This is a genomic window from Serratia proteamaculans, assembly GCF_946227095.1.
Taxonomy (GTDB): domain Bacteria; phylum Pseudomonadota; class Gammaproteobacteria; order Enterobacterales; family Enterobacteriaceae; genus Serratia; species Serratia proteamaculans_E.
Window position 1 is genome coordinate 12923 of the sequence record NZ_CAMISV010000011.1, and the last position, 16409, is coordinate 29331.

14 protein-coding genes are annotated in these 16409 nt (G+C 57.2%); all 14 read right to left on the bottom strand.

Annotation, left to right across the window (positions count from 1 at the left end; genetic code table 11):
- Positions 1-29: 29 nt before the first annotated feature.
- Positions 30-557 (bottom strand): fimbrial protein, encoded by a 528-nt coding sequence (locus OC597_RS19720; RefSeq protein WP_261251817.1) that lies wholly within the window; start codon positions 555-557, stop codon positions 30-32.
- A gap of 10 nt (positions 558-567) precedes the next feature.
- Entirely contained in the window at positions 568-1056 is a 489-nt protein-coding gene (locus tag OC597_RS19725) for a fimbrial protein (RefSeq protein WP_262210126.1), read from the bottom strand.
- An 11-nt stretch (positions 1057-1067) separates the two neighbouring features.
- Positions 1068-1541, bottom strand: a complete 474-nt coding sequence (locus OC597_RS19730) for a fimbrial protein (RefSeq protein WP_261424778.1) — start codon at positions 1539-1541, stop codon at positions 1068-1070.
- An 8-nt stretch (positions 1542-1549) separates the two neighbouring features.
- Positions 1550-2146: a fimbrial protein gene (locus tag OC597_RS19735; RefSeq protein WP_261424779.1), complete on the bottom strand. Its 597-nt coding sequence runs from the start codon at positions 2144-2146 to the stop codon at positions 1550-1552.
- A gap of 26 nt (positions 2147-2172) precedes the next feature.
- Positions 2173-2931, bottom strand: coding sequence for a fimbria/pilus periplasmic chaperone (locus OC597_RS19740; protein ID WP_262210128.1), 759 nt, complete (start codon positions 2929-2931; stop codon positions 2173-2175).
- Between the two features lie 13 nt (positions 2932-2944).
- The gene (locus OC597_RS19745) at positions 2945-5482 is read right to left on the bottom strand and encodes an outer membrane usher protein (RefSeq protein ID WP_262210130.1); all 2538 of its coding nucleotides are present in this window, start codon (positions 5480-5482) and stop codon (positions 2945-2947) included.
- A 94-nt stretch (positions 5483-5576) separates the two neighbouring features.
- Positions 5577-6116 (bottom strand): fimbrial protein, encoded by a 540-nt coding sequence (locus tag OC597_RS19750; RefSeq protein WP_262210132.1) that lies wholly within the window; start codon positions 6114-6116, stop codon positions 5577-5579.
- An 89-nt stretch (positions 6117-6205) separates the two neighbouring features.
- The gene (locus OC597_RS19755; RefSeq protein WP_261251810.1) at positions 6206-6757 is read right to left on the bottom strand and encodes a fimbrial protein; all 552 of its coding nucleotides are present in this window, start codon (positions 6755-6757) and stop codon (positions 6206-6208) included.
- A 683-nt stretch (positions 6758-7440) separates the two neighbouring features.
- Entirely contained in the window at positions 7441-8313 is an 873-nt protein-coding gene (sucD, locus tag OC597_RS19760) for a succinate--CoA ligase subunit alpha (protein ID WP_012005705.1), read from the bottom strand.
- On the bottom strand, positions 8313-9479 hold the full coding sequence (gene sucC, locus OC597_RS19765; RefSeq protein ID WP_012005704.1) for an ADP-forming succinate--CoA ligase subunit beta: 1167 nt from the start codon (positions 9477-9479) through the stop codon (positions 8313-8315). Before sucC ends, sucD begins: the two co-directional genes overlap by 1 nt.
- Positions 9480-9596: 117 nt before the next feature.
- A complete protein-coding gene (odhB, locus tag OC597_RS19770) occupies positions 9597-10817 on the bottom strand; it encodes a 2-oxoglutarate dehydrogenase complex dihydrolipoyllysine-residue succinyltransferase (RefSeq protein ID WP_262210134.1) in 1221 nt (406 codons plus the stop codon).
- Between the two features lie 11 nt (positions 10818-10828).
- The gene (gene sucA, locus OC597_RS19775) at positions 10829-13642 is read right to left on the bottom strand and encodes a 2-oxoglutarate dehydrogenase E1 component (RefSeq protein ID WP_261251808.1); all 2814 of its coding nucleotides are present in this window, start codon (positions 13640-13642) and stop codon (positions 10829-10831) included.
- Positions 13643-13909: 267 nt separating this feature from the next.
- Positions 13910-14626, bottom strand: coding sequence for a succinate dehydrogenase iron-sulfur subunit (locus OC597_RS19780; protein ID WP_262210136.1), 717 nt, complete (start codon positions 14624-14626; stop codon positions 13910-13912).
- Positions 14627-14642: 16 nt separating this feature from the next.
- Complete coding sequence (sdhA, locus tag OC597_RS19785; RefSeq protein WP_262210137.1) at positions 14643-16409, bottom strand: succinate dehydrogenase flavoprotein subunit; 1767 nt, start codon at positions 16407-16409, stop codon at positions 14643-14645.

Consider the following 16409-nt stretch of genomic DNA (forward strand, 5'->3'; position numbering starts at 1 on the left):
CAATCCAAAGTTTAAAAAAAGCCTCGCGGCTACGGATAATCCAGCGTAAAGGTGGCTGCGGTGCTAAAGCTGCCCAGCGTCAGGCTTTTATCGGTTACCGCCTGGGGTTCTGCACGCACATAGGCCTGCAGATCAATCACCGTGCTGCCGACCTTAAGCGGGTATTTTTCACTGGCCTTGTCCAACGCCAGCGCCACGCCCGCCGGGGTTTCCAGCCCGATAGCCACCCCACCCGCCTGGCTGGCACCGTCCAGCGCCAGCAACCCCGGCAGCTTACTGCTCTCGGTGCCGCTAAAGGTGACGCGCACGTCTTTGGCGATCGCCGGGTCGCAACCGGTCAACCGCAGTTGGAAAGCCTTACCTTTGGTTCTGCCCGTGCTGTACAGGTCTTTGTTGGTCACTTCGCCGAAATCCAGCGCCACCTGGTCATCACCGGCGGCCACTACGCAGGGTTCCGCCACCAGCGTGCCGTGAAACTTCATGTCGGTCGCCGCCTGCACACCCCCCGCCAGCCCGCAGACCAGCAGCCCGACCAGCCCCCTCCTTCGCTTGCCCATCCGGTTCTCCTTATTGATAGTCCGCCAGCAGCGTCGCGGTGGCATTAAACGCCCCCTCTTTCAGCTTCACCCCCGGTTTTTTCACCGGCACCGCCTGCAATATTGGCAGTTTATTGATGTCCACCCCCTTCAGCCGTTGGTTGATCGGCCAGGCCTTACTGCCTTGCAACAGTCGAATACCCAGATCGGTGACGTCAGTCTGCAACGCGGCGGTATCAAACCCGCTGACGGTGCCGGTCACGGTCAGCCCCAGGCCCCAGCTCCCCGCTCCCGGCTGGCAGGTGACCTGATAACTGATGGTTTGCAGATAGTTGGCACCGTCCACTTTATCGACCCCGACTGCGCTACCAAAATCGACGTCGATGTCCTTGCCGCCGCTGACGGTACAAAGCGGTGGCTCCACCAGCGTACCGTGCAGTTTCATATTGGCGGCCAGCGCCACGCCGGTGGCCAGCCAAAACATCAACACCACCACCAGCATTACAGTCCATGTTTTCATCGGCTTTCCCGTTATTGCACATCCACCATCAGGGTGGCAGTGGCGTTAAAGTCCCCGGTGCTCAGCGTGACGCCGGCCTTTTTCACCGGTACCATCTCCAGCCCCGGCAGCGTCGGATAGCTAAAGTTGAACCAGCTGTTAATCGTCTGCTTCTTGCCGTCTTTCAACAGCGCGAGCCCCAGATTGGTTTTATCGGTGGCCAATGCCGTGGCGTCAAAGCCGGCAGCGCTCCCCTTGATCTGCATCTTCAGCGCATTACTGCTGTTGCCACTGCAGCGCACGGTATAGACCACTTTGGTTTTGTACTGGCTGCCGTCAATCAGCGTGGTTTTCAGGGTGCTGCCAAAGTCGACATCAATCTCTTTACCGCCGTTGATCACACAGCTCATGGTCTGGATCACCCCTTTGACAGTGATCGGCTCATTGGCCCAGCCCGGTGGTGCAGCCAGCAGCAGCAACGCCACTGCCATTTTTAGCCTTCTCATGGCGGGCCTCATTCATAGCTCAGGCGGAAATTCACCGTGGCGCGATAGGCCCCGGCCTGCAGCGGTGCACGGGTGCGTTCCGGTGCCACATACCACACCAGCACATCATCACCCGGGCTGACAAACTGCGGTGTGCCCCGACTGCCCAGCCGCACATCCCGCTGTTGGCTGTCCACCAGCCGCAGCCCGATACCGCTGACACCCTGCACCTTAACCAGTTGCGGATTGTCCGCATCGGCCGGCGCCAGAAAGGTCATGGTCATCACCGGCTGCTGCCGACCCCAGCTCAGGTTACCGGTGCGCTCATCGCGGCTGGCACCGCTGCCGCGCAGGCAGTCACGCAGCCGCAGTGTGATCGCCGTTGCCGCGGCGCGCGCCCCTACCTGCGCCAGCTCCGCCAACGGAGTCACCCCCAACAGTACCGTTTGGTCGGCGGAATCCATTGCCAACCGGCAAGCCCCCTCACTCAGCACACCACTGATATTCAGCGTGCCGTTGGCCCCTTCCACCTGCCAGTTATTTGGCACCTGCCAGTTGTCGTCCGCCGCCCACAGCGGGGCTGACAACAGCCCCGCCAGCACCACGGCTACTCCGGTTATATTCATCCTGCCTCCCTGCCTGATGGCCTGTTTTAGACGCCTGAGCTAGTCGAGGCTACCTGGCACGCACCGCCACTACAGCGGAACACCAACTGCGGGCGGCCACCGTAATCATTGATATAGGTCAGCACCGGGGTAGCCCCCAAAGCACCGGCGCTGATTGTCAGCGTCGCCTGCCCCTTCGGCGGCACCATCAGTGGCTCAAACCCGGCCACGCCGCTGCCTTTTACGCTGCTGCCGGCGTCCACCAGCGTGATGTAATAAGGCGTCGGGTTATTGACCTGATAACGATCCCCCTGGCGGGTTAGCGTCAGTTTTTCCTGCCACGGGTTAGCCAGTGCCGCCTTGTCCGGCACTATGGCCTGCGGACGGTAAAACAGCTTAATGCGCGTTTGCAGCGCGATTTGCAGCGTGTTGGGCTTGTTGCTGCGCGGTGGGATCTCACGCAGATTGAAGTAGTACAGCGTCTCGCGATCCTGAGCCAGCAGTTGGGCAGCCGGTAGCACCTGCACCTTGACCTGGCTCTCTTTGCCCGGCTCTACCCGCTGTACCGGCGGCAGTACCGCCAGCGGGCTGCTGATTTTGTTGCCCTGGGCATCCTCGATCCACCCCTGCGCCAGATAGGGCAACTGGGTGTTTTGGTTTTTAACGTTCAGGCTGACCGATTTGTCGCCGGCGTTAACGATCACCCGGGTACGATCCAGCGAAATGGCGGCTCCGGCCTGGGTGCTGACCAAGGCCCCCAGCAGCGTGGCGACCATAAAAGCCTTGTGTTTAACGTGTTTGTTCATAGCTCACTCATGGTTAGGATGAAGAAGAAGATGTATCGGCAACGCTCAGCGCCCGGCAGGGCAACAGCAGCGCCGATTCACCCAGCGCCGGCAGTTGCTCCGGCAGTGTAATTTCACAGCGGGCGGCGCCGTCCCAATGCACGGTCATGGTGTCGCCGTGTTGAATACCGCTGAGGTACACGCTGCCGTCATCACTGATAATGCCGGTATCCTGCTGACGCGCATTGAGCACGGTGGCGCCAAACGGCGGCGTCGAGCCGTCTGCCAGACGGACCACCGCCATGGCTTTTTCACCGGCCACTACCTCAAAGCGCCGATAACCGATAGCCCCTTCGGTCAGGGTGGCCTGTGCCACCGAGCGGGACGCCTCCACGTTGTCGCCCAGTTGCTGCAAATCGATACTGGCGCGGTTGCGGTAGTAACTGCTTACGTCTGGCACCACCGCCTTGCCCCAGGCATTGGTACGGGTAGTCGGCCCCTGGCCGCGGACCGGCACATCCGGTACGCCCTGGGTGTCGAGCATCAGACGGGTACCGCCAGGCATGTTCATCCGGTGCAGCGCCGCCCCTTGCAGCGTGGCGGTTATGCCCCCACGCGCCGTCATCCCCAGCGCGGTATAGCGGTCGGCCTGATAACTGACATTGCTGCTCAGTTCGGCGTTATCGCCACTGTGGGTAAAGTAACCGCTGGCGGTGGCACCGCGCCGTGCCTCACCCAGGCGCACCTGGTAGCTGTTATGATCATCGAGCCGGTCGTAATAGCCCAGATCCTGACTGTTGCTGTCGCGGTTAACGGCGGCGTTATAACTGACGGTGCCACGATCCCCCCACGGCAATGACAGTGACAGCGACAGACCGTTGTCGATGGTCTGGTTGTACTGATTGCGGTAGGCCGACAGCGACAGGCTGATATTTTTAATCTGACCGAGGTCGAAATAGCGCGACAGCGCCAGGCTGTAGCGATCGTTGGCCGGGCGCTCCCAATAGCTTTGGTGGTTGTAGTTCAGGTAGGCGCTCAGCCCCAAATCGCGGAACTGTTTGTTAAAGATTACGGTGTACATCTCTTTGCTACCGTATTGACGGGCACCGTACAAACGGCTGACCAGATAGTCCGCCATGGTCATGTAATCGCGTTCCGAGAAGCGGTAGGCGGCGAAGGTCACCTGGCTGTCGTATTCTTCGAAGTTTTTGGCATAGCTCAGGCGATATGACGTCCCACTCAGGGTGCCCCGCTGCTGCTGTGGTAATTCGGCCCGCGAGCCGGTGACGTCGAACGACAGCGCCCCCAGCGCCATCAGATCACGCCCCATGCCCAACGACAGCGCGTTATACTCGCGCCCACCAATCCCACCGCCGTACAATGACCACCCGTTGCTGACCCCCCAGGAAAATTCCCCGGTGGCAAACGCCGGCCCATCACGACGGTGTTCCACCTCGGACGGTTGCCCCATCGCCAGCTTGTAGCGCAGCGAACCGGGGCGGCTGAGGTAAGGAATGCTGGCGGTATTCAGACTAAATTGCTGTACCGATCCGTCTTGCTCTTCAACCCGTACGTCCAGGGTGCCGCTGACCGCATCATTGAGATCCTGAATACGGAACGGCCCGGCGGCCACCTGGGTTTCATACAGCACCCGCCCCTGTTGGCTGACCACCACCCGGGCGTTGGTTTTCGCCACCCCGACCACTTCCGGGGCGTAACCGCGCAGATTGGGCGGCAACATCGCGTCGTCCGACACCAGGCTGACGCCGGTAAAACGCACGCTGTCAAAAATCGTCGAGTTCAGGTAGTCCTCGCCCAGTGTCAATTTGGCACGCAGCGCCGGCAACGCCCGGTAGGCGTAATAACGGCTCCAGTCCAGTCGTTGCTCATGCTGCCGATTGCTCGCCGTAGAAGAGCTGGCCTGCGCCTGCCAGTCGGCACGCAGCCGCCAGGCACCCAGGTTGCCACCGGCGGTACCATTGCCGCTCAGGGTAGAATCCGTACCCCGGCTCTGCTGGCGGTTGACCTGAGCATTGAGGTTATAGTCCAGCAGCACCCCAGGGATGCCTTCGTCCCAGCGCGAAGGCGGATCCCAACTGTCGTCGCTGTACTCCAGATAGGCCTGCGGAATGGAGAGGTAGAGGGATGAGGTACCCAGTTCGCCGCGTACCGTCATGCCCTTTAGGCTACTGAAATCCAGGCAATCATCACGCCAGCGCAAGCCACTCAGCACTGCATCTTTCAGGCCGAGCTGATTCACCAACGCCGGTGACAGGCAGGCTGCGCTGCCTTTGGGATCGTCCGGCGGTGCGGAAAAGACCACCGACTGCTCCGGCAGTTCCTGCTGATTGACATGCACCGTCAGGGTGTAACGACCTGGCATGATGAAGCCACCGCGGGCAAACTGGCTGAGATCGATATTGGCGCGATCTTTCACGTCCAGCACGTCGGTGTTAAACACAATGTCGTCCGCCGCCAGCGCCAGCGATACCGAGGCCCCCAGCGCCAGGGCAATAGCAACCCCCAACTGCGACAGGGGAGCCATGCGATAAACTGAATCCTTACCAGCCATAACCCAAAATCCTTTTTCCATCGCCGGTCAATCTGCACCGGCGCAAACCTGAACGCCTCATGCGTTCATTTATCCCTTCGGGCCAATATGACCGTCAGTAGTAATCCAACTTGAAACGTACTGCGGCGCGGTAATCTCCCGGTTGCAAACGCTCAGTGTTTCCGACCAGTCGCAGGGTATAAGGCAGTTCCAGGGTGCCGGGCTTTACCGCCTGTAGCGGTAGCGAAACCCCAGGTAACGCAATACGGCCATCACCATCGGCAATCTGTAGCGCGATGCCATGAGCGGCACCGGTAATGCGGAACCTTTTACCGTCCGCCGGGCCGTCGAAGGTGACCTGGAAGGTTTGCCAGTCCGGCAAGCGGGGATCGGGGCGCGACAGCGTGCAGTTCACCAGACGAATAGCAAAAGGTTGGGTCGGGCCCTGTCCTTCACGTATCAATTGGCCAACCGGCAAAGTGGGCAACACAATCGCCTGTGCCCGGCTGCCGATATCAATGGCACAGGCGGTATCGATAATTGCGCCGGTCATACTGACGCTGCCGTGACCCGCAGAAGCCGTCGGAGCGGCCTGAACGGCAGGTGCTCCGGCATACATGGCCAGTAGCATCAGATAAAAAAGAGGACGAGCCATCTCCCAGCTCCTTAAGCCATGACAATCCGTTGTCAGGAAACATGCGGGGCGAACCCCGCATGTGAGATAACCGCTAATGCGGCGTGGGGTTACTGATAGGCCAGGGTGAAATCGACAATGGAGCTGAATTCACCTGGGACAATCACCGCCGGGGTCGCAGTGCCGCCAGGGGTCGTTGCTGCAACATCAGGATCGCCCTGCAGGTAGGCGGCGAAGGCCAGCGTGTTAGCACCCTTCTGGATTTTTTGCGCCTGGGTCGCATCACCCAGTTTGATCACCCGGCTGGAGCCATCGGTAATGGCGATGCTGGCGCCTTTAGCAGTGCCGGTGATACCGAGCAGATCGGCGTTACCGGCAGAAGCCGCACCGGTAAAGGTGGCTTTAACGTTTTTCAACGTAGTGACATCGCAATTCTCCAGTTTAATGCTGAAGTTTTTCGGGGTGGACTTACCCTGGCTTTTCAGCGCGACATTGGAGATCTGGCCCAGATTAACCGTTTGGTCCGCCGTTTCCGGGGTAATAGAGCAAGGCGCATCAATAATCGAACCTTTAAAGGTCACGGTGCCCGCCTGTGCAACAGAAACTGTACCCATGACCAATCCCAGGCCCATCATCAAAGTGACCAACTGCTTAATTTTCATCTAGCTTTTCCTTTTATGGTTATGCGACGACGTCGCATAGGTTCCAATCACACGTTGATTTACGTTCATCCATTTACGCCTGGCCGGTGGTTGTACAGCTCCGTAACAACACGGTAAAAACGCAACATTTTGGGCCAAACTGTTGCATTAAGTGAATAATGCTAGCCAGCATAAAAAATCAGGTTTAAAAGCCCAAGAATTTAGGAAGGAAATGAATTTTAAGAACTTATCACTGGTTAAAAATCAGTGCGGGAATTTAATGAATAAGAAGGAGGGCTGATGGATATAAGAAAACTATGAGTTGAAAAATCGGCAAGCAGTGCTTAACAAAAATTTAATCAATTGAATTAAAACAATAAAAATAATTTTTAGGAATTTTCTCTTTCTCGTATTGACACCTTTTTACAGCGTAATTTAGGATATGTTCCAGTTTGGCCCAAAGTGTTACATTTTTACCCTTAACTCTCCTTTCATTATTCCCCACCGAAATATCCTTAGTTATTGATAATATTCACAGCCCAATATCCTTCCGCGTGAATAGGTTTGGCCTATTTTCAGGAATAACCCGGTTAATTCATTCAATAAAACGATACTTATAGAAAGTGATATTAGATGGGCAAAAAAAAACAGGGCCAGACAAATTGTCTGGCCCTGCTTCAATAAGGGTTACTGCCGGTAATAAATTAGCGATTCAGAACCGCTTTTACTGCCTCGCCGATGTCAGCCAGGCTGCGTACGGTTTTAACCCCTGCCGCTTCCAGCGCCGCAAACTTCTCGTCTGCAGTGCCTTTGCCGCCGGCAATGATGGCGCCGGCATGGCCCATACGTTTGCCTTTAGGCGCGGTAACACCCGCGATATAGCCAACTACTGGCTTGGTCACGTGTTCTTTGATGTAGGCTGCGGCTTCTTCTTCCGCGCTACCGCCGATCTCACCGATCATGACGATCGCTTCGGTCTGCGGATCTTCCTGGAACAGCTTCAGGATATCGATAAAGTTGGAGCCCGGGATCGGGTCGCCGCCGATGCCCACACAGGTAGACTGGCCCAGACCGGTATCGGTGGTTTGTTTCACCGCTTCGTAGGTCAGGGTGCCAGAGCGGGAAACGATACCCACTTTGCCCGGCAGGTGAATGTGGCCAGGCATGATGCCGATTTTGCACTCGCCCGGGGTGATAACACCTGGGCAGTTCGGGCCAATCATGCGCACGCCGGCTTCATCCAGCTTCACTTTCACGGTCAGCATATCCAGCGTCGGGATGCCTTCGGTGATGGTAATGATCAGTTTGATGCCTGCATCGATAGCTTCCAGAATGGAGTCTTTGCAGAACGGGGCCGGTACGTAGATGACGGACGCAGTTGCGCCAGTCGCTTCTACCGCTTCACGCACGGTGTTGAACACGGGCAGGCCCAGGTGCTCAGTACCGCCTTTGCCCGGCGTTACGCCACCGACCATTTTGGTGCCGTAAGCGATGGCTTGTTCGGAGTGGAAAGTCCCCTGGCTACCGGTGAAACCCTGACAAATTACTTTGGTGTTCTTATCGATTAAAATGGACATTATTTGCTCCCCACTGCCGCAACAACTTGCTGAGCCGCATCAGTCAGGCTGGTCGCAGCAATGATATTCAGACCGCTGTCCGCCAGTTTCTTGGCGCCCAGCTCGGCGTTATTCCCTTCCAGACGCACCACCACCGGGACGTTAACGCCCACTTCGGCGACTGCGCCAATGATACCGTCAGCGATCAGGTCGCAACGCACGATACCACCGAAAATGTTAACCAGAACCGCTTTCACCTTGTCGTCAGACAGGATGATTTTAAAGGCTTCGGTCACGCGTTCTTTGGTTGCACCACCGCCTACATCGAGGAAGTTGGCTGGCTCGCCGCCGTGCAGTTTAACGATGTCCATGGTACCCATCGCCAGGCCTGCGCCATTCACCATGCAACCGATGTTGCCGTCGAGAGCAACATAGTTCAGCTCCCACTGTGCCGCACGGGATTCACGCTCATCTTCCTGAGAAAGGTCACGCATTTCACGCAGCTCAGGTTGGCGGAACAGAGCGTTGCCGTCAGCGCCCAGTTTGCCATCCAGACAGATCAGATCGCCCTGCTTGGTCACCACCAGCGGGTTGATCTCAACCATCGCCAGGTCACGCTCCAGGAACAAGGTCGCCAGACCCATGAAGATTTTGGCGAACTGGCCGACCTGCTTGCCGGTCAGACCCAGTTTGAAGGCCAGCTCACGGCCCTGGTAAGGCTGTGGGCCTGCCAGTGGATCGATGGTCATTTTGTGGATCAGTTCCGGGGTTTCTTCCGCAACTTTCTCGATCTCAACGCCACCCTCGGTGGATGCCATGAACACCACGCGACGGCTTGCACGGTCAACAACTGCACCCAGGTACAGTTCTTTATCGATGTCGGTCGCCGCTTCTACCAGGATCTGGTGAACCGGTTGGCCCAGCGCGTCAGTCTGGTAAGTCACCAGACGCTTGCCCAACCAGGCTTCAGCGAAAGCACGGATGTCTTCCTTGCTGTTAACCACTTTAACGCCGCCAGCTTTACCGCGACCGCCAGCATGAACCTGACATTTTACCACCCACGGGCCGGAGCCGATTTTGGATGCGGCTTCTTCTGCTTCACGCGGTGTGGTACAGGCGTAACCGGTTGGTGCCGGCATGCCATACCGAGCAAACAGCTGTTTTGCCTGATATTCGTGTAAATTCATGATGTTCTATCCATTCAGTTCTGAAGGTTTTAGCCGAGCCATTTTGGCGGAAAACCGCATGACTTTAGTCGGCCACATAGCACAGAGTGTGGGCGCGGCGTACCGCGCCCATCAGGGTTATACGTCCAGCAGCAGACGAGTTGGATCTTCCAACATATCTTTTACCGTCACCAGGTAACTGACGGATTCTTTACCGTCGATCAGGCGGTGGTCATAAGACAGAGCCAGATACATCATCGGCAAGATCACAACCTGGCCTTTCACCGCCATTGGGCGATCTTTAATGGCGTGCATGCCCAGGATGGCGCTTTGCGGTGGGTTGATGATCGGGGTAGACATCAGTGAACCGAATACGCCGCCGTTGGTAATGGTGAAGTTACCGCCGGTCAGCTCTTCCACAGTCAATTTGCCGTCACGGCCTTTGACTGCCAGCTCTTTGATTTTCTTCTCGATATCTGCCATGCCCATGCTGTCTACGTCACGCAGGACCGGGGTTACCAGGCCACGTGGAGTAGAAACCGCAATGCTGATATCGAAGTAGTTGTGGTACACCACGTCGGTGCCGTCGATAGACGCGTTCACTTCAGGGAAGCGTTTCAGCGCTTCAACTACCGCTTTGATGTAGAAGGACATAAAGCCCAGACGAACACCGTGGCGTTTTTCGAAAGCTTCACCGTACTGCTTGCGCAGGTCCATGATCGGCTGCATGTTGATTTCATTGAAGGTGGTCAGCATCGCAGTGCTGTTCTTCGCTTCCAACAGGCGCTCGGCTACGCGTTTGCGCAGACGGGTCATAGGGACGCGTTTTTCACTGCGACCGCCCAGAGCAGGCTGCGGTGCGGCTTCAACGGCAGCAGTAGCAGGCTTGTCGGCTTTTTTGCCGTTAGCCAGGTGCGCTTCCACGTCTTCGCGAGTGATACGACCACCCACACCGCTGCCTTTAATGGCGGCAGCATCGAGATCGTGTTCGGCAATCAGGCGGCGGATAGCCGGGCTGAGTGCGTCGTTGCTCTCATCTTCCAGGCTGGCGGTAGCACGCTGGGCCGGAGTGGATTCTTTAGCCTGACTTTTCTCTTGAGTCGGCTTGCCGGAGCTGTCGCCCGGACGAATACGGCCGAGGAGCTGGCGAGAAAGCACGGTGGCACCCTCTTCTTCCAGGATCGCATCAAGAATGCCTGCTTCGCTGGCCGGGACTTCCAGCACAACTTTGTCAGTTTCGATTTCAACCAGAACTTCGTCACGCTGGACGCTGTCACCTGGTTTCTTGTGCCAGGTGGCTACGGTCGCATCGGCAACCGATTCAGGAAGGTCAGGAACCAGAATATCTACGCTACTCATTTAGCTTTCCCTTAATCTTTAACAATATTCAGCGCGTCATTAACCAGAGCCTGTTGCTGCTTCTGGTGTACGGACATATAACCGACTGCCGGTGAGGCAGAGGCTGGACGTCCGGCGTAACGTAAAGAAGCCCCGAACGGCACCACTTCACGGAAGTTGTGTTGGCTGCAGTACCAGGCACCCTGGTTCAGCGGCTCTTCCTGACACCAGACGAAATCATGCACGTGAGCATACTTCTCCAGCACCGCCTGAAGGGCCTGATGCGGGAACGGGTACAGCTGCTCAATACGGATGATGGCCACGTCTTTCTGGTCGTTCTTGCGGCGTTGTTCCAGCAGATCGAAATAGACCTTACCGGAGCACATCACCACGCGTTTAACCGCTTTCGGATCCAGATCGTCGATCTCGCCAATCGCCGGCATAAAGGTGCCGTTAGCCAGTTCGTCGAGCGAAGAAGTCGCCAGCGGATGACGCAGCAGAGATTTCGGTGACATCACCACCAACGGACGGCGCATACCGCGCAGCGCCTGACGACGCAGCATGTGGTAGACCTGTGCCGGGGTGGACGGGATGCACACCTGCATATTCTGCTCAGCACACAGCTGCAGGTAACGTTCCAGACGCGCAGAGGAGTGCTCTGGGCCCTGGCCTTCGTAACCGTGCGGCAGCAGCATCACCAGGCCACACATACGGCCCCATTTCTGCTCGCCGGAGCTGATGAACTGGTCGATCACCACCTGAGCGCCGTTAGCGAAGTCACCGAACTGCGCTTCCCAGATGGTCAGGGTGCGAGGTTCTGCGGTGGCGTAGCCATATTCGAACGCCAGTACGGCTTCTTCAGACAGCACGGAGTCCCAAACTTTGAACTCGCCCTGCCCGCTGTGGACATTGGCCAAGGGTACGTAGACCGAACCGTTTTTCTGGTTGTGCACCACCGCATGGCGGTGGAAGAAGGTGCCGCGACCGGCGTCTTCACCGGAAAGACGAATCGGAATGCCTTCATCAACCAAAGTGGCGTAAGCCAGCGTTTCCGCTGCGCCCCAGTCAAACGCTTTGTTGCCTGCCGCCATCTCTGCGCGGTCACCGTAGATTTTCGCTACGCGTGACTGCATTTCGATCGCTTCCGGCGCGGTGCTGATGCGACGAGCCAGTTCCTGCAGGCGCTTCATCTCAACCTTGCTTGGGTACTCTTCGTCCCACTCGTGGTTAAGGTACGGCGACCAGGTAAAGGTATGCAGGTTCATCGGACGCCATTCTTCAACCACGCATTCGCCGCGGTCGAGCGCATCACGGTACAGGTTGACCATTTCCGTGGCATCTTCCAGGCTGGCGACTTTTTGTTCGGTCAGAACGTCAGCATAAAGTTTGCGCGGCGTCGGGTGTTTTTTGATCTTCTGGTACATCACCGGCTGGGTTGCACTTGGCTCATCGGCCTCGTTATGCCCATGACGACGGTAGCAGACCAGATCGATCATCACGTCACGTTTGAAGGTGTTACGGAAATCCAACGCCAGACGGGTCACAAAGGCCACCGCTTCCGGATCGTCAGCATTGACGTGGAAGATCGGCGACTGCACCATCTTGGCGATGTCAGTACAGTATTCGGTAGAGCGCGCATCCAACGGGTTGGAGGTGGTGAAACCAACCTGGTTGTTGATCACGATACGTACCGTGCCACCCACTTCGTAACCGCGAGCCTGCGACATGTTCAGGGTTTCCTGAACCACGCCCTGGCCGGTAATGGCGGCGTCACCGTGGATGGTGATTGGCAGTACCATGTTGCTGCGCGCTTCGTCCAGACGATCGCGACGGGCACGTACAGAACCCATAACCACCGGGCTGACGATCTCCAGGTGCGACGGGTTAAACGCCAGCGCCAGGTGAACCATGCCGCCTTCGGTTTCTACGTCGGAGGAGAAGCCCTGGTGATATTTCACGTCACCGGTACCGAGGTGTTCTTTATGCTTGCCGGCAAACTCGTCGAACAGGTCGGCAGGTTTTTTACCCAGCACGTTGATCAACACGTTCAGACGGCCGCGGTGGGCCATGCCCAACACCACTTCGCGCGTGCCGTTCTTACCGGCGTGGCGCACCATCTCTTTCAGCATTGGCACCAGCGCATCGCCGCCTTCCAGCGAGAAGCGTTTTGCCCCTGGGAATTTAGCGCCGAGATAGCGTTCCAGGCCTTCCGCTGCGGTCAACTCGTTCAGGAAACGGCGTTTCTCGTCATTGGTAAAGCTGGCGTGCCCCACCACCGATTCGATGCGCTGCTGGATCCAGCGTTTCTCTTCGGTATTGGTGATGTGCATGTATTCCGCGCCGATCGAGCCGCAGTAGGTCTGCTTCAACGCCGCGTACAGGTCGCCCAGCTTCATGGTTTCTTTGCCGATGGCAAAAGAACCCACGTTGAAGGTTTCCTGGAAGTCGGCTTCGGTCAGGTTGTGGTAGGCAGGTTCAAGGTCAGGAACTTGCTCCCGCTGCCACAGACCGAGCGGATCGAGGTTGGCATGCTGATGTCCGCGGAAACGGAAGGCGTTAATCAGCTGCAGTACCTTGACCTGTTTGGCGTCGGTGTCTGGATCGTTGATGGTGGTGTTGTAACGCGCAGAGTCTTTCGCCAGGCGGCGGAAGTAGTCACGCGTTTGAGAGTGAAGCTGATCGGGTTTTACACCCGCGGTTGGTAGCTGTTGAAAAATGGAACGCCAGCTATCTTCAACGGAGCCCGGATCGGTTAAGAAGTCTTCATAGAGCTGTTCTATGTAAGACTGGTTCGCGCCCGCCAGATAGGAGGAATCCAGCCAGGCCTTCATTGCGCCGTTCTGCATCATGATCCCTTAAGCTTTGAAGCTTTAGTTTTCGCCGTGGTTAACATAATTACCGTGATGGATACGGTTTGCCGTAGAAACGCGACGTACCTTATAGCCATAAAAGCTCGGTACGTTCTGCTATGGACCTTGCGGTCCCTTACAAGGAACCTCTAAAAACCGGCGGGCGAACCAGGCTGCTTAGTGCCGCAGCCGCGGGTCAGTTTTTAGAGGTTCCCTCCTTTGTGATGTGCGCCGGAAACTGCCCGGCGCAGCATCTCATTCCACTTATGCCCCGCGTTGCAGCAGCATAGACTTGATATGACCGATTGCACGCGTCGGATTCAAGCCCTTAGGACATACACTGACACAATTCATAATGCTATGGCAGCGGAAAACACTGAAAGCGTCGTCCAGATCGTCTAAACGTTCTTCCGTTTCCGTGTCACGGCTGTCAATCAGGAAGCGGTACGCCGCCAACAGGCCAGCCGGGCCGATAAACTTGTCAGGATTCCACCAGAATGACGGGCAAGAGGTCGAACAACAAGCGCATAAAATGCACTCGTACAGACCATCCAACTTGGCACGCTCTTCCGGTGATTGCAGGTGCTCACGCGCCGGCGGGTTCCTGCCGTCGTTCTGCAGGAAAGGCTTGATCTTTTCATACTGGGTATAGAACTGACCCATATCGACCACCAGATCGCGCACCACCGGCAAACCCGGCAACGGACGGATCACAATCTTTTTGTTGCCTTTGGTCAGCGACGATACCGGAGTGATGCAAGCCAGACCGTTTTTACCGTTCATGTTGATCCCATCGGAACCACACACGCCTTCACGGCAGGAGCGACGGAACGACAGGCTCGGATCTTTTTCTTTCAGCTGGATCAACGCATCCAGCAACATCATGTCGCGACCTTCTTCCGCTTCCAGGCTGTAATCCTGCATGTGCGGAGCGTCGTCAACATCCGGATTGTAGCGATAAATTGAAAATTCGAGTTTCATCAATCGATCTCCGCAATTAGTAAGAACGCACTTTCGGCGGGAATGCCGGGCGCAGCTTCGGTTGCATGTTCACTTCACGACGCGTCATGCTTTCCGATTGCGGCTGATACAGCGAGTGACACAGCCAGTTGGCATCATCACGTTCCGGGAAGTCGAAGCGGCTGTGTGCGCCACGGCTCTCGGTACGGTAGTTTGCCGACACGGCGGTGGAAAACGCAGTCTCCATCAGGTTATCCAACTCCAGGCATTCGATGCGCTGGGTGTTGAATTCGCTGGAGGTATCGTCCAGACGTGCATTCTTCAGACGTTCACGGATCTCTTTCAGCTCTTCCAGCCCTTTCGCCATCGCATCACCTTCACGGAATACCGAGAAGTTGTGCTGCATACAGGCTTGCAGTGCCTTGCGGATTTCAACCGGATCTTCACCTGAACGGGTGTTGTTCCAGCGGTTCAGACGGTCCAGCGACGCTTCCACATCGGACTCGCTGGCTTCACGGCTATCGCCCTGTTCCGCCAGAGATTCGTGCAGATGCATGCCGGCGGCACGACCAAACACCACCAGGTCCAGCAACGAGTTGCCACCCAGACGGTTGGCGCCGTGTACCGAGACGCAGGCAATTTCGCCCACGGCGAACAGCCCCGGGATCACTACGTCTTCACCTTTCTCGTTCACCGTCAACGCCTGGCCGGTCACTTTGGTCGGAATACCGCCCATCATGTAGTGGCAGGTTGGGATAACCGGGATAGGTTCTTTGACTGGATCGACGTGTGCGAAGGTACGCGACAGTTCCAGAATGCCCGGCAGGCGGGATTCCAGCACTTCTTTACCCAGGTGATCCAGCTTCAGCTTGACGTGTGGGCCCCACGGACCGTCACAGCCGCGGCCTTCGCGGATTTCAATCATGATCGAACGGGCGACCACATCACGGCCCGCCAGGTCTTTGGCGTTCGGCGCATAGCGCTCCATGAAACGCTCGCCGTGTTTGTTCAGCAGGTAACCGCCTTCACCACGACAGCCTTCGGTCACCAGTACCCCGGCGCCGGCGATACCGGTCGGGTGGAACTGCCACATTTCCATGTCCTGCACCGGCACGCCGGCGCGCAGCGCCATGCCGACACCGTCACCGGTGTTGATATGGGCGTTGGTGGTGGACTGGTAAATACGGCCTGCACCGCCGGTCGCCAGCACGGTGGCTTTGGCTTTGAAGTAAACCACTTCACCGGTTTCGATGCAGATAGCCGTGGTGCCGACCACCGCGCCATCCTGGTTTTTCACCAGATCCAGCGCATACCACTCGGAGAAGATGGTGGTGTGGTTTTTCAGGTTCTGTTGATACAGGGTATGCAGCAGGGCGTGACCGGTACGGTCAGCCGCCGCCGCGGTACGTGCCGCCTGCTCGCCACCGAAGTTCAGTGACTGGCCGCCGAATGGGCGCTGATAGATGCGGCCTTCTTCGGTACGGGAGAACGGCAGACCCATGTGCTCCAGCTCCAGAACCGCTTCCGGGCCGGTTTTACACATATACTCAATGGCGTCCTGGTCACCGATATAATCGGAACCTTTCACCGTGTCATACATATGCCATTCCCAGTTATCTTCGTGGTTATTACCCAGGGCTACGGTAATGCCGCCCTGCGCAGACACGGTATGGGAACGGGTCGGGAATACTTTGGACAACAGGGCACAGGTAGAGCCCGTTTGAGAAATTTGCAGTGCCGCGCGCATACCTGCGCCGCCTGCACCGATAACTACAGCATCAAACTCTCTGACCGGCAGTTTCAT